The sequence below is a fragment of the Brevibacillus sp. DP1.3A genome (assembly GCF_013284245.2).
Classification (GTDB): Bacteria; Bacillota; Bacilli; order Brevibacillales; family Brevibacillaceae; genus Brevibacillus.
This window is the reverse complement of the sequence record NZ_CP085876.1, coordinates 6,199,165-6,217,397: the sequence shown is the minus strand read 5'-3', so window position 1 is coordinate 6,217,397 and position 18,233 is coordinate 6,199,165. Positions and strand designations below refer to the sequence as shown.

Annotated in this window: 18 protein-coding genes and 2 riboswitches; of the genes, 14 read left to right on the top strand and 4 right to left on the bottom strand. The window is 46.8% G+C overall.

Annotation, left to right across the window (positions count from 1 at the left end):
* Positions 1 to 88: 88 nt before the first annotated feature.
* Positions 89 to 1,393: a homocysteine synthase gene (locus HP399_RS28770; RefSeq protein WP_173621273.1), complete on the bottom strand. Its 1,305-nt coding sequence runs from the start codon at positions 1,391 to 1,393 to the stop codon at positions 89 to 91.
* A 90-nt stretch (positions 1,394 to 1,483) separates the two neighbouring features.
* Positions 1,484 to 1,590: riboswitch (SAM riboswitch) on the bottom strand.
* Positions 1,591 to 1,901: 311 nt separating this feature from the next.
* Between HP399_RS28770 and HP399_RS28765 the strand changes: the two genes are divergently transcribed.
* Entirely contained in the window at positions 1,902 to 2,213 is a 312-nt protein-coding gene (locus HP399_RS28765) for a rhodanese-like domain-containing protein (protein ID WP_173621272.1), read from the top strand.
* An 80-nt stretch (positions 2,214 to 2,293) separates the two neighbouring features.
* Positions 2,294 to 2,920, top strand: coding sequence for an SCO family protein (locus tag HP399_RS28760; RefSeq protein WP_173621271.1), 627 nt, complete (start codon positions 2,294 to 2,296; stop codon positions 2,918 to 2,920).
* Here HP399_RS28760 and HP399_RS28755 read toward each other — a convergent pair.
* Positions 2,917 to 3,291, bottom strand: a complete 375-nt coding sequence (locus tag HP399_RS28755) for a YqzG/YhdC family protein (protein WP_217367943.1) — start codon at positions 3,289 to 3,291, stop codon at positions 2,917 to 2,919. The genes HP399_RS28760 and HP399_RS28755 overlap by 4 nt on opposite strands.
* Positions 3,292 to 3,358: 67 nt before the next feature.
* On the opposite strand from HP399_RS28755, the gene HP399_RS28750 reads away from it, so the two are divergent.
* The 5 genes from HP399_RS28750 to HP399_RS28730 all read left to right on the top strand — a co-directional run bounded on the left by HP399_RS28750 (position 3,359) and on the right by HP399_RS28730 (position 7,179).
* The gene (locus tag HP399_RS28750; protein WP_228088398.1) at positions 3,359 to 3,646 is read left to right on the top strand and encodes a hypothetical protein; all 288 of its coding nucleotides are present in this window, start codon (positions 3,359 to 3,361) and stop codon (positions 3,644 to 3,646) included.
* A gap of 37 nt (positions 3,647 to 3,683) precedes the next feature.
* A complete protein-coding gene (locus HP399_RS28745; RefSeq protein WP_228088397.1) occupies positions 3,684 to 4,064 on the top strand; it encodes a hypothetical protein in 381 nt (126 codons plus the stop codon).
* 116 nt (positions 4,065 to 4,180) lie between these two features.
* The gene (gene rnjA, locus HP399_RS28740) at positions 4,181 to 5,851 is read left to right on the top strand and encodes a ribonuclease J1 (RefSeq protein WP_173621269.1); all 1,671 of its coding nucleotides are present in this window, start codon (positions 4,181 to 4,183) and stop codon (positions 5,849 to 5,851) included.
* A 79-nt stretch (positions 5,852 to 5,930) separates the two neighbouring features.
* Positions 5,931 to 6,359 carry a BrxA/BrxB family bacilliredoxin gene (locus HP399_RS28735; protein ID WP_007721164.1) on the top strand — a complete coding sequence of 143 codons (429 nt, stop codon included), beginning with the start codon at positions 5,931 to 5,933 and terminating at the stop codon, positions 6,357 to 6,359.
* Positions 6,360 to 6,477: 118 nt separating this feature from the next.
* A complete protein-coding gene (locus tag HP399_RS28730) occupies positions 6,478 to 7,179 on the top strand; it encodes an SDR family oxidoreductase (protein WP_173621268.1) in 702 nt (233 codons plus the stop codon).
* A 294-nt stretch (positions 7,180 to 7,473) separates the two neighbouring features.
* Here HP399_RS28730 and HP399_RS28725 read toward each other — a convergent pair whose 3' ends face one another.
* Positions 7,474 to 8,703 (bottom strand): MFS transporter, encoded by a 1,230-nt coding sequence (locus tag HP399_RS28725; RefSeq protein WP_173621267.1) that lies wholly within the window; start codon positions 8,701 to 8,703, stop codon positions 7,474 to 7,476.
* A gap of 186 nt (positions 8,704 to 8,889) precedes the next feature.
* On the opposite strand from HP399_RS28725, the gene HP399_RS28720 reads away from it, so the two are divergent.
* From HP399_RS28720 to HP399_RS28700, 5 genes are all read left to right on the top strand, one after another.
* A complete protein-coding gene (locus HP399_RS28720; protein WP_173621266.1) occupies positions 8,890 to 9,876 on the top strand; it encodes an LCP family protein in 987 nt (328 codons plus the stop codon).
* A gap of 268 nt (positions 9,877 to 10,144) precedes the next feature.
* A riboswitch (SAM riboswitch) is annotated at positions 10,145 to 10,261 on the top strand.
* Positions 10,262 to 10,361: 100 nt separating this feature from the next.
* Entirely contained in the window at positions 10,362 to 11,375 is a 1,014-nt protein-coding gene (locus tag HP399_RS28715) for a methionine ABC transporter ATP-binding protein (protein WP_173621265.1), read from the top strand.
* Complete coding sequence (locus HP399_RS28710; protein WP_007721152.1) at positions 11,376 to 12,041, top strand: methionine ABC transporter permease; 666 nt, start codon at positions 11,376 to 11,378, stop codon at positions 12,039 to 12,041.
* A gap of 59 nt (positions 12,042 to 12,100) precedes the next feature.
* Complete coding sequence (locus tag HP399_RS28705) at positions 12,101 to 12,940, top strand: MetQ/NlpA family ABC transporter substrate-binding protein (RefSeq protein WP_173621264.1); 840 nt, start codon at positions 12,101 to 12,103, stop codon at positions 12,938 to 12,940.
* A 188-nt stretch (positions 12,941 to 13,128) separates the two neighbouring features.
* Positions 13,129 to 14,778: a peptide ABC transporter substrate-binding protein gene (locus tag HP399_RS28700; RefSeq protein ID WP_173621263.1), complete on the top strand. Its 1,650-nt coding sequence runs from the start codon at positions 13,129 to 13,131 to the stop codon at positions 14,776 to 14,778.
* 57 nt (positions 14,779 to 14,835) lie between these two features.
* On the opposite strand, the gene HP399_RS28695 is transcribed toward HP399_RS28700, so the two are convergent.
* Positions 14,836 to 15,285: an SRPBCC family protein gene (locus tag HP399_RS28695; RefSeq protein WP_173621262.1), complete on the bottom strand. Its 450-nt coding sequence runs from the start codon at positions 15,283 to 15,285 to the stop codon at positions 14,836 to 14,838.
* Between the two features lie 115 nt (positions 15,286 to 15,400).
* Between HP399_RS28695 and HP399_RS28690 the strand changes: the two genes are divergently transcribed.
* Together HP399_RS28690 and HP399_RS28685 are read left to right on the top strand one after the other, a co-directional pair.
* A complete protein-coding gene (locus tag HP399_RS28690) occupies positions 15,401 to 16,204 on the top strand; it encodes a helix-turn-helix domain-containing protein (RefSeq protein ID WP_173621261.1) in 804 nt (267 codons plus the stop codon).
* A 241-nt stretch (positions 16,205 to 16,445) separates the two neighbouring features.
* On the top strand, positions 16,446 to 18,071 hold the full coding sequence (locus HP399_RS28685; RefSeq protein WP_173621260.1) for a peptide ABC transporter substrate-binding protein: 1,626 nt from the start codon (positions 16,446 to 16,448) through the stop codon (positions 18,069 to 18,071).
* The last annotated feature ends 162 nt before the right edge of the window (positions 18,072 to 18,233 follow it).

The window sequence follows — 18,233 nt, the reverse complement described above, 5'->3', positions numbered from 1 at the left end:
TTTTCGAACGAAAATAAAAAAGTAAAAGAAGAATCACAAACCTCTATCCAAAGAGATCACGTGATTCTTCTTTTCTTGTAAAGGTATGTTAACCTACCGTAGATAATTGCAACGCACGCTGCAAGGCTTGCTCCAGATCAGAGATGATATCGTCGATCGATTCTGTGCCGACGGAGAGGCGAATGAGTCCCGGAGTCACTCCGGCTGCTGCCTGCTCTTCTTCTGTCATTTGCTGATGTGTTGTGCTAGCTGGATGAATGATGAGTGACTTGGAGTCCCCGACATTTGCGAGATGGGAGAACAGCTTCACTGATTCGATCAATGTTTTTCCTGCCTCAATGCCACCGCGAATTCCAAAGGTCAGGATCGCGCCAGCACCTTTTGGCAAATATTTTTGTGCCAATTCATGCTGGGAGTCTGACTCCAGCCCTGGATAGCTCACCCACTCTACGGCAGAGTGATTGGTGAGGAATTGAGCTACTGCCAAGGCGTTCTGGCTATGCCGCTCGATGCGCAGATGCAGTGTTTCTAATCCTTGCAGGAACAAGAAGGAGTTGATTGGGGCGACAGCCGCTCCGATATCGCGTTGGAGCTGGACGCGCGCCTTGATAATATAGGCGAGTGGACCGACTGCCTCTGTATAGACGACGCCATGGTAGCTTGGGTCTGGTGTAGTCAGACCTGGGAATTTTCCGTTGTTCCAGTCAAATTTTCCTGAGTCTACGATAATACCGCCAATTGCTGTTCCGTGGCCGCCGATGAATTTGGTGGTAGAGTGCACGATAATATCGGCCCCGTGTTCAAAAGGACGGCACAAAATCGGAGTCGCGAAGGTGTTGTCCACGATCAAAGGCACGCCATTTTCGTGAGCAATATTGGCGATCGCCTCGATATCAGCGACATCAATGCGCGGGTTGCCGATCGTCTCGCAAAACACGGCTTTTGTCTTTTCATTGATATAGGCACGGAAATTTTCCGGATTGGATTGATCAGCAAAATGAACCTTGATCCCGAGGCGGGGAAGAGTGTGAGCGAACAGGTTGTAGGTACCGCCGTAGAGGCTGCTGGAAGCGACGATCTCGTCTCCTGCATGCGCAATATTTAAGATGGCGAATGTAATGGCAGCTTGCCCGGATGCGGTCGCGAGTGCGCCTACACCACCTTCGAGCAGGGCAACACGCTTCTCAAACACATCCTGTGTCGGATTCATGATGCGTGTATAGATATTCCCAAACTCTTTTAAGCCAAACAGGTTGGCAGCATGCTCCGTATCACGGAAAACGTAGGAGGTCGTCTGATAGATCGGAACAGCACGTGAGCCTGTTACAGGGTCAACCTCCTGTCCACCGTGTACCGCAAGTGTTTCTGGCTTCCATTGTTGTTGATCGGACATGTCCATCTCTCCTTTTACTATGGGAAATCGGCTAATAAAAAACGGAGCATTCTCCTGAGAAGAAGAAGGCTCCGATCATGCACGGGCTTGTGTTCATCTCTCAGAATCACTGGATTCTGCAGGAATTGGCACCATGCAGCTAGTCTGCTGGTTGCCGGGTTTCGTAGGGCCTGTCCCTCCACCGCTCTTGATGAGAAAAGTTGTTGTCGTAATTGTATGAAAATATCCCCTTGCTGTCAACGCATAATAGTAAGTTATCAGGGAGGTTTTTATGTATATATAGATGAAAGTTGTTCACTCATGCCATTAATTTGTAACGCTTTTGCCTCAAGCTGTTCACATCCCGTGTGGCTACTGTCGCAGCCAAATAGGAGATAATGGTAGAAAATAGGGAGCATGGATGCAGCGTGAAGCCAAGTGCTCTTCGCGTTAGAAAAGTAAAAAAGCGTGTGATATCATGGAGGTGGTTACAACTGATCTGATCGTACATATAGGAGGATAAATAGCGATGAGCCATGGAGTAAAGGAAATGACACCACAAGAGCTGTTGGAAAAGCTGGATGCCAAAGAGGAACTGCAAGTCATTGATGTACGTGAAGTAGATGAGTGGAATGCAGGTCACATTAAAGAGGCTAAGTTGATCCCACTCGGCTTTTTGCCGCACCGTATCGATGAGCTGGATAAGAACATTCCGATTGTGATGGTTTGCCGCAGTGGTGCCAGAAGCAATACAGCTACAGAGTATTTGAGTGCTCAAGGGTATGACGTGGCGAATATGGTTGGCGGCATGCTCGCATGGCCAGGTGAAGTGGAACAGTAAGAAGGTATAGAAACAGTGTGAATGCCTCCCGTGTGTAATCAGGAGGCATCTCGCATGGGACAAGCAGGGAGGAACAACCCGTGAGTGAAGGAACACAATTGCAGCAGGAATCTGCGATGAAAAAACATTGGTTTCCTGTGTTAGCTGGTATTATCCTTTTGGCTATCGTCGGTGTATTTGGTTATAAGTACATGACAGAAGAGAAGATCGAAGTGTTGAAGCCCATCGCGGATTTCACCTTAGACAACAGTGACGGAACAACCTATACATTTAATGAAAGTGCTGGCAAAGTACGACTGGTGGAGTTTATGTTTACCAAGTGCCCGGATATTTGTCCGGCTACTACGTACAACATGGCCAAGCTGCAAGATCAGTTGAAGGAAAAGGGACTGTTCGGAGACAAAGTAGAGTTTATCTCCATTTCCTTTGACCCTGATAACGATACGCCGGAAGTCTTGCAGGAGTACGCAGCCAAGTTCAAGGCAGATCAGAGCGGCTGGAAGTTCCTGCGCGGGGACGCTCAGGCTGTAGAGAAAGTGACGAAGGATTTTGGTCTGATGGTCATGAAGCAGCCAGATGGTTCTTATGCTCATACGGCTCGCATGTTCCTTGTGGATGGAGATGGAAACATGCGCCGCGCGTACGGGATGGCAGCTGACATGGACATGGAAGTCATGATGAAAGAGATGGAACAGCTCGCTGACTAGCGAGTCTCCTCATAGGAGATGTTTACGACATCTTCTGTCTGATTCACGAATTCAATATGAATGAGTAACGCCCACCTGCGATTGCCTTCTTGAAGCAAGAGCTTAAACGTCTCTTCCGACGTGGTGGGCGTTTTTTGTTTTCGTCCGACATGCAGGTAGTCCACAATTTGAGCGTTTGGATATCGCTTCATCGTCTCCTGCATCGCGAGCCTGCCCCATTTTGCATAGGGAGGCTGGGCATAGGTAGGGAACGGCTGAAAGAGGAACAGGAAAAGTACAGTGGAGAGAAGGGGCATCATGTTCCGATAACAATATAGGCGACGAGCGGCTTGCACTTGCTTATCCCTCTCCTTTTCGAAATGGTTTGCCATGTATTTTGAAGACTTTTCGGAATATCATTCGTAGAAAATAATGACAATGAAATGCGGGAGGTTTTCGATGCATTACTTGCTCATTCCCTTATTTGGCCTTCCTATTTTGGTGGGGGTTCTTGCAGTCATTTTTCAAAAGCCTCCTTTCTGGAAAAAATGGGGGCTCACGATTGCTTCTGCCGTATTGATTTACGGAGGCTGCTTCGCTGCGAATGTATATTGGCAAATGAAGTATGGCATTCCGGTGTTACCCACGGAGTCCGACTTGGAGGTATTTTGTTTTTTTGATCATGATGAGAAAACAGTTTTGGAAAATGAACCTCGTTTTTCTATGCACAGCTTTTGGTTTGTTTAGCTTTTTTGCTGCTGCTTTTTTAGGCATGGGGCCCTTTTTGAAAAAGGCGGAGTACGTCACCGTCGTACAAAAAGCAAAAGACCAGTGGAAAGCGGCGAAGATGGACAATGAGAAGCCGATTGATCTCGCCATCGTATACAGCAGACAAGACTGTACCAAAAATTGTGCTGGGTATCCGTATACAAGTCTGATCCTGGTACGGAATCAGTCGGATCAGCCGTTGGAGATCGACTTGAAACTGCGATTGCAAAACAAAAGTGGCGCCGTGTTAAAAGAAATCGAAGCCGTACCACTAAAGCTCTCTTCAGGAGAAATTACGGAGGTATGGACGGGCGATTCCTATGAAAAGCATGACTTTTGGGCGAGGGCAAGTGTCGTTACCGATGAACGAGTTACCGACTTGAAGTATCAGTATTAAATTATTGACCGAAGATGAATGTGTGGAATAGTCAAGACTGGGTGAAACGAACGTCTTACGTTGTGATATAATAAGAATGGCATGCTTGGTTCGGGTTCCCATAATCATGCACGACGATGTTAGGAGGAAAGAGAGTGAGCGACGTTAAGATTTTCGCGATGGGCGGCCTCGGCGAGATCGGAAAAAATATGTACTGCGTCGAGTATGAGGACGAAATCATCATTATTGACTGCGGGGTAAAGTTCCCCGAGAATGAAATGTTTGGTATTGATCTGGTTATCCCGGATATTTCTTATCTGAAGGACAACCAGCATAAGATAAAAGCACTTTTGTTGACGCACGGACATGAGGATCACATCGGAGCGATTCCTTATATTTTACGGCAAATCAAGGTGCCGATTTACGGTGGTCGTCTGACCCTGGGCTTGGTCAAGGCGAAGCTGGAAGAGCACCGTTTGCAAAATGAAGTGAAGCTGATTCCAATTTCGGAAGATACGGAAATTCCTTTTGCCAAGCTGAAGGCGACATTCTTCCGTACGAACCACAGTATTCCGGATTCCCTGGGAGTTGTGCTCTATACACCTGAGGGAATGGTCATTCACACGGGTGACTTCAAGTTTGACATGACACCAGTTGGCCAAACAACGGAGTACGGAAAAATTGCACGCATTGGTGCGAGCGGTGACGTCTTGGCGCTTTTGTCCGACAGTACGAACAGTGAGCGTCCTGGATTTACGATGTCGGAGAGAACGGTAGGGGAAGGGATTCTCGATGTGGTACGCAAAGCGCGTGGACGCATCATCCTGGCTACCTTTGCTTCCAACGTGCATCGCCTGCAACAAGTGGTAGACGCTGCCGAGCAATGCAATCGCAAAGTGGCGGTTATTGGTCGCAGTATGGAAAAGGTTTTCTTGATTGGACAAGAGCTGGGTTACATCCAAATGCCAGAGGGCATGTTGATTGATATTAAGCACATCGACAACTACGCGGACAACCAAGTGCTGATTATTTGCACGGGTAGTCAAGGTGAGCCGATGGCAGCGTTGACCCGGATTGCTTCCGGATCGCACCGTACAGTTTCCATTTATCCAGAAGATACGGTTATCATTTCCGCATCCCCGATTCCTGGGAACACGATCAACGTCAGTCGCACGATAGACAAGCTGTACCGTGCAGGTGCCAACGTGGTATTGAGTCATGCATTTGACATCCACGCATCTGGACATGGCAGCAGTGAAGAATTGAAGCTCATGCTCAACTTCATTCGTCCGAAATATTTCATCCCGATTCACGGGGAATACCGGATGCTCAAGACTCACTCCAAGCTGGCTCAACAAGTTGGGATCGAGGAGAGCAACATCTTTATTATGGACAACGGCGAAGTGCTGAATTGCAACCGCGAAAAAGCGTGGCTCAGCAAAGTACAAGCAGGGATTGTCCTCATTGATGGCAGTGGTATCGGCGACGTCGGAAATATCGTTCTGCGCGATCGCAAGCATTTGGCTGAGGATGGCTTGATGGTCGTGGTTGTCAGCCTCGATATGAAGAACTTCAAAATTTTGACGGGCCCAGATATCGTGAGCCGCGGCTTCGTTTACGTACGCGGTTCGGAATCCTTGATTCAGGAAGCGACACAGCTCGTTCGTGGGCGTCTGCAGGAAGCATTGGATAAGAAAATCAAGGAATGGTCTGAGCTGAAGTCACAGATTAATGAAGTGATCAAGCCGTTCATTTACGAAAAAACAGGCCGTAACCCAATGATTCTTACCATTTTGATGGAAGTGTAGCTCCTGCTTTCTCGGGTAGGCGCAGTCGGGGTATAATAGTAAGTAAGTTGAATACGTGATATAAAGGAGAGGTTGCCCAATGATGTCTTATGAAGCATATATGAGCCAAGTAATTCAACCGATGCGCGATGAGTTGACTCGCAACGGTTTTCAAGAGCTTCGCACTGCTGAAGAAGTAGAGCAAGCACTGCCAAATGCAAAAGGCCTGACACTTGTTGTCGTGAACTCGGTTTGTGGCTGCGCAGCAGGACTCGCTCGTCCAGCAGTTGTACATTCCTTGAATCACGCTACAAAACCGGATAACATCTTCACTGTATTCGCAGGTCAAGACAAGGAAGCGACTGCAAAAGCACGCGAATATTTCGAAGGCTATGCACCGTCTTCCCCATCCTTCGCGATCATGAAAGATGGTAAAATCATGACCATGGTCGAGCGTCATCAGATCGAGAACAACGAACTGGCAACAATCGCTGGCCTGTTGACCAACGCTTACGACACTTACAAATAAGAAGTACGAAACATCGCGAGGCGCTCGGCAACGGGCGTCTTTTTTTGTACTGGGATTGATTTCCTTCTTTTATTATACTAAAATGTTTAATAAGTATAATAATGGAGGGGGAGAGAGAATGAGTAAGCTAGTAGTGATTACAGGTGTGACACGTGGTTTGGGTAGGGCGATGGTCGAGCGTTTTCACGAAGCAGGCTGGGCGGTTGCAGGCTGCGGTCGTTCGGAAAAAGAGGTGCAAGGACTGCGTCAGCAATTCGGAGATCAGCATCATTTTTCTGTCGTCGACGTTTCGGTAATGGAGCAGGTGGAAAAGTGGGCAGAGGAAATCAAAGTCGAGGTGGGCGTTCCCGATTTGTTGATTAACAATGCCTCCATTATAAACCGGAACAGCCCAGTCATTGGGCTTGCGGCAAGCGAGTTTTCGAGAGTGATGGACATCAATGTGAATGGTGTTTTCTATGTAATTCGCGCCTTTTTACCGTCTATGGTTCAGCGCGCAAATGGCGGAGTCGTCGTAAATATCAGCTCATACTGGGGAAGAAACGGGGAAGCGTTTTTATCGCCGTACTGCGCATCGAAGTTCGCCATCGAAGGATTGACGCAATCATTGGCAGCTGAATTGCCTGAGGGAATGGCAGCAGTGGCGCTTGATCCAGGAGGCAGTATCGATACTTCCATGCTCCAATCATGCTCACCAGAAGATGTGGACACGGCACCGAATCCGGTAGAGTGGAGCCGTGTGGCGGTACCGTACATCATGGGACTTGGTCCGCAAGACAACGGAAAGTCGCTTACCTGCCCGCCAGTGAGAAACAACTGAATATCGTTGCTATTGTTTTTACCAAGCTGCCGAGAATCCCTTGGCAGCTTTTTGGGTATAAAAAAATCTCCCGTCGATGGGAGACTTTATTCATGATGGTACGATAAAACTCGAAGGGAAGCTAGCGGTGCGCTTTGAGAAAAATGATGTGAAGGAAATATCAGTTGTGCTCGATCGTGTAATAAAAGAGAACAAAGTCGATTGGGAAGTGCCAATCAAGGGAGAAAAGAAGTAGTGTAATGAACAAGCCGCTCGGTCCTGTAAAAGGATCGGGCGGCTTCTTTGCAGTTGAAATCAGTATTTAGCAACCTCTGCTTGTTTTTCCCGATGAAAATAAGCATGTAACAGACAGAGCAGAACCGAACCCGCAGAGACAAGCGTTGCCAAGAACAGGGTTGGATTAATGCCACCATGGTCATACATGAACCCCATAGCTAAAGGCCCCAGCAGCCTTCCACCAGTTGTAATCGCCCCAACTACCCCCAAATAAAACGGTGCATTCTCCCCAGTTTTTTCCGATATAAAGGTAGGAATAGTGGGCGAGATGAGCATTTCTCCAAATGTAGTGATAACCATTCCGACAACAAATGCGTAATAACTACCGTGGTAAGCCAGCATACACCCAAAACCGACAGCATACGCGATGGCACTGACGACGAGTTGGGCAGACAAGCTCTGATTCAACAGCCGCTTGATCCAGGATGTGATGGGTTGGCCGGCAAAAATGATAATCCCGTTGATAGTCCACAGCCAGCTATACGAAGACAAAGGCATACCTTGTTCGGTAATATAAGGAGCGACGCCTGTGTTCCATACCGTATTGGAAAAGAAAATGAATGCTGCGCCCAATGCCATAAACAAGTACAATTGGTAGCGGAATAGCAGGGTAAAGTTGTTTTTCTCACGGTGTTTTTTCTGTTCCTCCTGTTGCTCTCCGACCAGTTCCTGATGAGATATGTTCTTCATAAAAAGGAAGAAGAACAAGGCAAACAATAAGGTGCTCGTGCTGTTGAACCAAAAAGTAAGCTGGAAGGATAGAGTGGCAATAACGCCTGCCAATGCGGTTCCGATTGCCATTCCCAAATTATTACCGACGTAGACGATATTAAATAATTCGCGACGCTGTTCCTTCCAACGGAAACCAATAAATGCTTGAATGGCTGGAAATGACAGGTTGAACGTAAAGCCAAGCCCCATCATGAGAATCAAGTAGACAGGCCAGCTCTGAACGAAAGGAATGGAAAATTGAATAAGTCCTTGAAAAATCAATGCACCGACAATGAGACGCTTGGCACCTAGTCGATGAAACAACGAGCCGCCGATGAATTGGCCGAAGATTCCAGCCAGAGATTGGATCATCAGGACGAATCCAGCTTCTGTCATCGAGCGTTGCAAAATGGTATGTACGTATAAGGTAGTAAGTGGCCACATAAAGGCACTCCCGGAGGAGTTAATAAAGCTGGCGATGAGGAAGAAAATGGCCTCACGTGGATAGCGATTGAGAAAAGCTGACGGTGATATCACGCGATTGCACCCCTTATCATTAAGGATAAGAATAGTATATCGAATATTCAAAACTTTGTAAATTAAAATGTTTACAATGTCGCAGGTACCCAAATATAGGCTGCTCCACTTTTGTCGAATTCGAGTATACTAGACAAAGTGGAGAGATGACATCAACTGAGGATATAGAGAATAAAGGTGGACTTTATGAAAATATGGAAACGAGTGTTGCTTCTTTTGCTTGTCGTGATGGCTACGACAGCTGGATACTACGGATACTCTTTTTATCAATTTGCTCAAAATATTCAAGAGCCTAACATCGCACCGCCTAGTGGTGGGAATTCCACCAAAGCAGCAGAAATACCAGAGTGGGATGGCAAGGAACGCGTCAATATTCTGCTGATGGGAGTAGACCGCAGAGGAATGAAAAATAACGGGCTTCCTCGTTCTGACTCCATGATGCTGGTCAGCATCGATCCTACGGGGAAACGTTATGACATGTTTTCAATCCTACGTGATACGTATGTAGATATTCCCGGTAGAGGTAGCTCGCGGATCAACTCTGCGATTGTAGAAGGTGGACCTGAGCTAGCAATGGAAACGGTTAGTCAGTTCACTGGAATTCCAGTAGATCGTTACGTGATTACTGACTTTGAAGGCTTCAAGGCTCTGATTGATGCAGTAGGCGGAGTCGAGATCGATGTAGAAAAAAATATGTATTATCATGACCCGACAGACAAAGGTGCTTATGATATTAATCTGAAAAAGGGTCTGCAAAAGCTGGATGGAGACAAAGCCTTGCAATATGCTCGTTTCCGCCATGATGCGACCTCCGATTATACACGGACGGAGCGTCAGCGGAAATTGATGACGGCAGTCGTGGATCAGATGAAGAATGGTACGACGCTGATGCAGCTTCCTACGATTTTGAAGGAAGTAACACCGTATGTTCAAACCAATATTAGTTCGGTGGACATGCTGAAGCTGTCTGCACTCGGATTAAAATTGAATACGTTAGAGCCTGGTAACTATCAGTTGCCGCCGATGGGGATGTTCCGTGAATCGCACCGTGCAGGTTCCGTTCTGGTTCCGGATGTCGATCAGGTTCAGTCGTTTGTCCAAGAAAAAATTGCACCTCCTACAGAAGCAACAGATCAACCTGAGGGAGAAAAGAAAAGCAGCACGCAAAACTAAGCGTGCTGTTTTTTGTGTTTTTTAGGAAAAGGATCCATCTATCGTTCAAAGAGAAGAGGGATGGCAAATATGACGCAGGCCGAATGGAGAAAGATGTACAAAGATGCGACGTTTCGCTTTCACGTAAAGTCGACAATCATTCGCAATGGCGTCATGGATTAAAAAACTTTTCCTTCTATTACTATTGACGTGATATTTCCGAAAAGGATATAATCCGTTTTGTATCATGATGAAACCAAAAAAACGAACATAATATACGTAGATATCTTTCTTATCAAGAGAGGCGGAGGGACAGGCCCTATGAAGCCCGGCAGCCGGTTCATTTTCGAATGAACGTCGCGGTGCCAATTCCTACAGGATTATTTTGATCTTGTATAGATGAGAAGGGTGGATGCGAACGTATACATTGCGTTGCAGCCCCTTTTTCGTTTATTGAAAAAGGGGTTTTTATATTTTATTAAGATTGTGGTCGGGAGGTGGATGCGTTGATCCAACTGCGTCATTTGCATAAAAGCTATCAAGTACAAGGTAAAACCATCCCAGCATTAACGGGGATCGACCTTTCCATAGAGCAAGGAGAAATATACGGGATTATCGGACACTCTGGTGCAGGGAAAAGTACGTTGATCCGGTGCATCAATTTGCTGGAGCGCCCAACTTCAGGGGAAGTTATTGTGGACGGCGTCGATTTGACAAAGCTGGATGAAGGGAAGCTGCAAGAAAAGCGCCGCTCAATCGGCATGATTTTTCAGCACTTCAACTTGCTGTCTTCTTCGACAGTCGGCGAAAATGTCGCTTTTCCGCTCAAGCTGGCCAAGCGTCCGAAGGCAGAGATTGATAAGAAAGTAAACGAGCTGCTGAAGCTGGTTGGCTTGGAGGCGCATAAGGACAAATATCCGACCCAGCTGTCTGGCGGACAGAAGCAGCGTGTCGGAATCGCCCGGGCGCTCGCGAATGATCCAAAAGTGCTGCTCTGCGACGAAGCTACATCGGCTCTCGATCCGCAGACGACGAACTCCATTCTGGCACTGCTCTTGGACATCAACCGCAAGCTGGGGTTGACCATTGTGTTGATTACCCATGAGATGCACGTCATTCGCTCCATTTGTGATCGTGTTGGCGTGATTGATGGAGGAAAGATCGTCGAGTCGGGTAACGTACTGGATGTATTCCTTCGTCCGAAGCATCCAACGACACAAGAATTCGTGGAACAAGTAGCGGATTCTACAGAGCTGCGCGAAGCAGTTGAGCACGAAAAGGCTTCGGGGATCCGCACCATTGCTCGTGTCACCTTCCTCGGAGAAAAAACGTACCAGCCAATCCTGTTCCAAACGATGCAAGAGACTGGTACGGTGTTCAGCATTTTGCAGGGAACGATCTCCCGCATGAAGGATACGCCGTATGGTCAGTTGGTGATTGAACTGGAAGGCGATGTTGCACAGAATCAAAAGACCATTGAGACGCTGCGCCAACGTGGCTTGGAAGTAGAGGTGATATAAATGGACTGGACATTCGAGAATGTGGATTGGGCTGAAATCGGCGTAGGTACGATGGACACGCTCACGATGCTCGGCTTTTCCACCCTGTTTACCGTCCTGATTGGTTTGCCGTTGGGCATCATTCTGTTTTTGACTTCACGCGGACAGCTTCTGCAAAACCGCACTTTTTATACGATCGCATCATTCGTTGTCAACGTATTACGTTCGGTACCGTTTATCATTTTGATGATCTTGCTGATTCCTGTGACGAAAATGATCGTAGGAACTTCACTCGGCGTACTTGGTGCCATTCCGCCGCTCGTATTTGGTGCCGCTCCGTTTTTCGCGCGTTTGGTGGAAACCTCTCTGCGTGAGATTGATAAAGGTGTGATTGAGGCTGCACAATCTATGGGGGCTTCCAATTGGCAGATCGTCTGGAATGTCCTTTTGCCAGAGTCTAGATCGGGCCTGATCGCGGGTATTACGATCACGACGGTTACGCTGGTCTCCTATACAGCGATGTCTGGGGTAATTGGCGGTGGTGGTTTGGGTGACTTGGCGATTCGATACGGATACCAACGTTTCCAAACCGATGTCATGATTGTGACTGTTGTTATTTTGCTGGTGATGGTACAGATCTTACAATCGCTGGGGGACCGTCTGGTTCTGAAATTCAGCCGTAAGTAGGATTTTTCCATATAGGGTTTCAAATAATAAGATAAATACATGCAAGGGGGAAATCATTCATGAAAAAGCTAGTCGTATCTGTACTTTCTACTGTGTTGGCATTTTCTTTGGCAGCTTGCGGAGGCAAAACGGAAACAGCACCCGCTCCAGCTGAAGGTGGCGCACAAGGCGGACAACAGGAAGTAACATTGAAGGTAGGCGCTTCTCCCGTTCCACACGCAGCAATCTTGAAATTCGTTCAACCAAAACTGAAAGAACAAGGCGTGAACTTGGAAATTAAAGAGTTCACCGATTATGTACAACCTAACGTTCAAGTGAACGAGAAACAACTCGACGCTAACTTCTTCCAGCACAAGCCTTACCTGGAAGACTTCAATAAAGGACAAAACATGAACCTGGAGCCAGTAGTGGCTGTACACATCGAGCCATTCGGAGGTTACAGCAAAAAAGTAAAATCTGTGGATGAATTAGCTGATGGCGCAACAATCGCGCTGCCAAACGATCCAACAAACAGCGGTCGCGCACTCGCACTCTTGGAGAAAAACGGCGTGATCAAGCTGAAAGAAGGCGCTGGCATCAGCGGTACAGTGAAAGACGTTGTTGAGAACAAGAAAAACCTGAAGTTCAAAGAAGTAGAAGCAGCAATGCTGCCGCGCGTTCTGGAAGAAGTAGATCTGGCATTGATCAACACCAACTATGCGCTGGAAGCAAAGCTTGTTCCAACCAAAGACGCCCTGTTTATTGAAGATAAAGATACTCCATACGCAAACTTCTTGGTAGCTCGTCCTGACAATAAGGATTCTGAAGCAATTCAAAAGCTGGCAAAAGCACTGAACTCACCTGAAGTGAAAAAGTTCATTGAAGATGAATACAAAGGCGCGATTATTCCAGCGTTCTAAAGTAGAAATAATTGATTGATCAACAAAAGCCCAACTGGCCTAGTAGCTGGTTGGGCTTTACTTTTGTTTACAATATAATGAATTTTCATAAAATTAAATTAAATCTATAGCAACCCTGTTTTCAACCCAATTCCCGTCGAGTATATTGTGTTTGAAATGAGAAAATATAGATAAGGGGGAATTTTCTGATGAAAAGAAATCTCAAGTTGTTTCTTGGCGCGATGCTGGTCGCCGGAACCGTGTTATCTGGATGCTCCACGAGTACGCAGCCATCAACGGCAACCCCTCCAGCTGAGGGAACCGCAGCGACCGCTGAAAAGCCTGCAAATGCAAAGACGCAGGTATTTCGGGCGAACATTATGAGTGAGCCTGCGACAGCGGACCCTGGTCTAGCGAAGGATACCACTGCGGGAGCGATCGTTCGTGCTACGTTTGATGGCTTGACTCGCTTCGATGCAAACGCAAAGCCAGTGAATTCGGTAGCATCCGATGTAAAGATCTCTGATGACAAACTGGTGTATACGTTCACGCTCCGTGACTCCAAATGGAGCAATGGTGATCCAGTAACTGCCCATGACTTCGTGTATGCATGGAAGCGTGCCCTCGGCAAGACATTTGGCGCGGAGTATGCCTATCAGTTGTACTACATTAAAAATGCGCAGCTGATTCACAAAGGTAAGGCGAAGCCCGACGAACTCGGTGCGAAGGCAATCGATGACAAAACACTGGAAGTCACGCTTGAGAATCCAACGCCTTACTTCCTGGAGCTGACGGCTTTCTACACGTACTACCCGGTTAACCAAAAAGTAGTGGAGGCCAATCCAAAATGGGCAAACGAAGCGGCGACGCACGTAAGCAACGGTCCATATAAGATGACAGGGTGGGAACACAAGAGCAAGATCGTGCTTGAAAAGAACGAGCACTACTGGGATAAAGACGTAGTGAAGCTCGATCGCGTTGAGTTCGCGATGATCGAGGACGATAATACAGCCCTGTCCATGTTCGAAAACGGTGAGCTGGATTGGGCAGGTCAGCCACTCGGCGGACTTCCTACCGATGCGATCCCGACACTGAGAGACGCGGGCAAACTCGTTGTTCATCCAAAAGCGACGATGTACTGGTACAAACTGAATACGACAAAAGGGCCGCTCAGCAATGTGAAAATTCGTAAAGCCTTGGCATACTCGGTTGACCGTAAAACCATCGTAGATAACATCACACAAGTGGGCCAAGTGCCAACGATGGGGATGTTGCCGCAATCCATGATTATCAATAAAGATGGCTACTTCAAAGATAATGATGTAGAAACGGCCAAAAAGCTGTTGGAAGAAGGTATGAAGGAGCTTAACGTGACAACGCTGCCTCCGATCACCTTGACTTACAATTCAAGCGACAGACATAAGAAAATTGCTGAGGCGCTTCAGGACCAATGGAAACAAAAACTTGGCATTGAAGTAAAGCTCATGGTGAAGGAGGCCACTGTTCACATACAGGATATGCATGAACTTAATTACGAAATAGGCCGTATCGGCTGGAATGCAGACTTTAATGATCCAATGAATTACCTGGAAATGTTCCGTGATGGTAATACAGGCAACAACGACACGGGCTGGGAAGACCCGCGCTACCAAGAGCTGCTGAAACAGGCATCGGTAGAAACTGATCCAGAGAAGCGCAAGCAGCTGTTTGGAGAGGCTGAGCAAATCTTCATGGATGCTATGCCTTTGATCCCCATGTTCACAGATGTCGATGTCTGGGTACAAAGCGACAAGGTGAAAGGCGTTCAAGTGGATGGACTCGGATTTATCGATCTGAAGTGGGCAGAAATGACGGAGTAACGAACTTAACAAAAATCCCGAGGCCAACGAAATTGCTGGTCTCGGGATTTTTTTGTATTAGTAGCCAAAATCAAGTGTCTTGCCTGTCTCCGCATACGTCTTGATCGACGAGAGCATCATCGGCCAATTGTTGCTGGCACTTGCGTGGGAAGGGTGGTCTTCTGTCCAATGATCATGGATCAGTGTCAGCTTGGTGCAGCCGCCAACCGGTTCCAAGGTAATGGTGACGCGAGTCTGCAATTCCGCATGATTCTCGTAATACGCAGGACCAGGATGTTCAGTGAAACTGAAAATGTGATGAGGTTCGAACTGCAAGATTTTCCCGTATACATGCACCGTGTCGTCACCAGCTTTTCCCGGACCAACGTAAGCCATCTCATCGCCTACTTGAAAAGTCGAGCGGATCGTACAGCCAAAGAAAGTACTCTTTACGCCTTCATCGGAAGTAAGCACATGCCAGACCTGCTCTGGCGTAGCATTAATGTAGAAATCGAAGCGAAGATCCATCGTTTTACCCCCTGATTTTTTCATTTGGGAATTGTAATCAAGTCTCCCAACTACTACTCTTACTATAAGAAGAATTCGGTAGTGTGTATTGTAAAAACACGACAGGAGGCGCGCCTTGGAAAATCAGACTGCCAAGTTCCCAAAGGGTGTACTGCATGCCATGATTGGACAGAAGAAATTTTCGCTAGATAGATACGAGCCATCTGCCGAAATTAGCTACTTCGTGCAGCACTACTGGGTCGTCCGGTGGGATTTGCGTACAGAACTGCCTCACTCGCAAACGGTATTGGCTCATCCCAATGTGAATCTGGTGTTTGAAAAAGGAGCAACGGGCATTTTTGGTGTAGCACGCACGACTTCCTCGCATCTATTAGAGGGACACGGTCACGTTTTCGGTGTGAAATTCAAGCCCGGAGGTTTTTATCCGTTTCTGAATGCCCCGGTATCAAAGCTGAGTGGCACTTCTACGAGTCTGGAAGCCGTATTTGGTGTTGCAACCGAGCAGCTTGAGAAAGAAGTGCTGAGCTTGCCAGATGATCAGCAAATGGTGAAAACGGTAGAAGCCTTTCTATTCGAACATTTGCCGAAGCCTGACCCGAATGTAGCGCGCATCAGTGAAATCGTCAGGATGATCCAGGCAGATCGAGCCGTACTCAAGGTCGAGGATGCGGTACAGTTGACCGGAATGAACTTGCGGACGATGCAGCGTTTATTTGATCGGTACGTAGGCGTTAGCCCGAAGTCGGTCATCCAACGATACAGACTGCATGAGGCGGCAGAGCAGATTGACCAGGGAACGGTCCAAGATTGGCTGGACCTGTCTACCTCTCTTGGCTACTACGATCACTCTCACTTCATTCGAGATTTTCGAGCAATCGTCGGTGTAGCACCGAACGAGTATCGACGAGCCCATATTTAATCATAGTGAACCCCTTCGCCTTCTGGCTGGAGGGGTTGTTTTCATGCTGCATAAATTTTTATGTACGAGGCATACTTCTTCATGATGAAAATACCAAATTTATTTCCTTTAATAGAATTTGATGTTTGAATAAAACATAATTAATTTTACTTAAAATGTCTTCAATATTACTAAAAATGCAGTATATTTGTGGAGTAGCTTTCAATGAAGTATTACCGATAGAAAAAAGGGGGTCAACACCGTGAAAAAAAGCGTTTTTGCAGCAATGAGTTCTATCCTAGTTTTGAGTGCGGCGCTGGCAGGTTGTGGCGGCGGCGAGAAAGCAGGCGAGCAAGGTAACAAACCTGCTGGTGAGCAAACAAGTGGACCTAAAGAATTGAGAATGAACATGATGTCCGAGCCACCAACTGCTGACCCTGCATTGGCTGAGGATTCTACTTCCAGTGCGGTTCTGCGTGCAACATTTGATGGTCTCACTCGTATTGGCGAAGATGGCAAACCACAACCATCTGTAGCAGAAAAAATTGACGTATCCCAAGATGGTCTTACTTATACATTTACCCTGCGTGACAGCAAATGGAGCAATGGAGAGCCAGTTACTGCAAAAGATTTCGAATTCGCTTGGAAGCGAGCGCTCGATCCGAAGACAGCATCTAACTACTCCTACCAATTGTATTACCTGAAAAACGCAGAAGAATACAACAAGGGCAAAGCAAAAGCTGATGATGTTGGCGTAAAAGCGACAGACGATAAAACACTCGTCGTGACTTTGAAAAACCCAACCCCATTCTTCTTGGAGCTGACTGCGTTCTATACGTACTACCCAGTTAACCAAAAAGTAGTGGAAGGCAGCGATAAATGGGCGGGCGAAGCAGCTACACACGTAGGTAACGGTCCATTCAAAATGGAAACATGGGAACATAAGAGCAAATTGGTTCTCGTGAAGAGCGATACCTACTGGGATAAAGACGTTGTAAAACTCGACAAACTCAACTTCTCCATGGTTGAAGATGCAAATACAGAGCTGTCTATGTTCGACAATGATGATTTGGATTGGTCCGGAGCACCTTTGAGCGCACTTCCTACCGATGCGATTCCTGCATTGAAAGAATCCGGTCAAATGCAAACACGCCCGATCGCGGGTACGTACATGTACAAATTCAATACGGAAGTTCCGCCGTTCAACAACGCGAAAATCCGTAAGGCGTTTGCTTATGCAATCGATCGTAAATCTATCATCGACAACATCACGCAAGCAAACCAAGAACCAGCTATGGGTCTGATCCCGCCAACAATGGCAGTGGCAACAAGCCCGTACTTCAAAGACGGCGATGTAGAAGTAGCGAAAAAATTGCTGGAAGAAGGTATGAAGGAAGAAGGCATTACGAAAATGCCGACCCTGACACTTTCCTTCAACACGTCTGAAGGTCACAAGAAAATTGCCGAAGCGATCCAAGACCAATGGAAAAAAGCACTCGGCGTAGACATTAAGCTGGAGAACAAAGAATGGAAAGTATTCTTGGAAGATGTAAACCAAGGTAAATTCCAAATCGCACGTTCTAGCTGGACTGGTGACTACAACGATCCATACACGTTCTTGGACCTGTTCAAGGACAAAGATGGCGGTAACAACGACACGAAATGGGAAAATCCGAAGTACAAAGAGCTGTTGAACCAGTCTGCTTTGGAACAAGACCCAGAAAAACGCAAACAAATCCTGGCACAAGCAGAAGCCATTTTCATGGACGAAATGCCAGCAATGCCAATCTACTACTACACTCATTCTTATGTGAAAAAAGACAAAGTAAAAGGTGTAGTACTCGACGGTCTCGGTTTCGTAGACTGGAAATGGGCAGACATTCAATAAGAAAAAGTGCATAACTCGTTGTAAAAAAGGAAGGGTGCTACGGCACTCTTCTTTTTTTGTAAATCATTTATAAGAGAGAAACAATCGAGCAGAGGATTAACGATACTATTAGAAATTATAAAATTATTAATTAAAATACTATTGTCACTTTACTGAATGTGG

What these genes read in the sequence shown, in the direction of transcription:
- HP399_RS28750 (WP_228088398.1), top strand. Translation starts at nt 3,359, where the DNA reads ATGCATTACTTGCTCATTCCCTTATTTGGCCTTCCTATTTTGGTGGGG.
- HP399_RS28765 (WP_173621272.1), top strand. Translation starts at nt 1,902, where the DNA reads ATGAGCCATGGAGTAAAGGAAATGACACCACAAGAGCTGTTGGAAAAG.
- HP399_RS28735 (WP_007721164.1), top strand. Translation starts at nt 5,931, where the DNA reads ATGATGTCTTATGAAGCATATATGAGCCAAGTAATTCAACCGATGCGC.
- HP399_RS28700 (WP_173621263.1), top strand. Translation starts at nt 13,129, where the DNA reads ATGAAAAGAAATCTCAAGTTGTTTCTTGGCGCGATGCTGGTCGCCGGA.
- HP399_RS28755 (WP_217367943.1), bottom strand. Translation starts at nt 3,291, where the DNA reads ATGGCAAACCATTTCGAAAAGGAGAGGGATAAGCAAGTGCAAGCCGCT.
- HP399_RS28770 (WP_173621273.1), bottom strand. Translation starts at nt 1,393, where the DNA reads ATGTCCGATCAACAACAATGGAAGCCAGAAACACTTGCGGTACACGGT.
- HP399_RS28710 (WP_007721152.1), top strand. Translation starts at nt 11,376, where the DNA reads ATGGACTGGACATTCGAGAATGTGGATTGGGCTGAAATCGGCGTAGGT.
- rnjA (WP_173621269.1), top strand. Translation starts at nt 4,181, where the DNA reads ATGTTAGGAGGAAAGAGAGTGAGCGACGTTAAGATTTTCGCGATGGGC.
- HP399_RS28720 (WP_173621266.1), top strand. Translation starts at nt 8,890, where the DNA reads ATGAAAATATGGAAACGAGTGTTGCTTCTTTTGCTTGTCGTGATGGCT.
- HP399_RS28705 (WP_173621264.1), top strand. Translation starts at nt 12,101, where the DNA reads ATGAAAAAGCTAGTCGTATCTGTACTTTCTACTGTGTTGGCATTTTCT.
- HP399_RS28695 (WP_173621262.1), bottom strand. Translation starts at nt 15,285, where the DNA reads ATGGATCTTCGCTTCGATTTCTACATTAATGCTACGCCAGAGCAGGTC.
- HP399_RS28730 (WP_173621268.1), top strand. Translation starts at nt 6,478, where the DNA reads ATGAGTAAGCTAGTAGTGATTACAGGTGTGACACGTGGTTTGGGTAGG.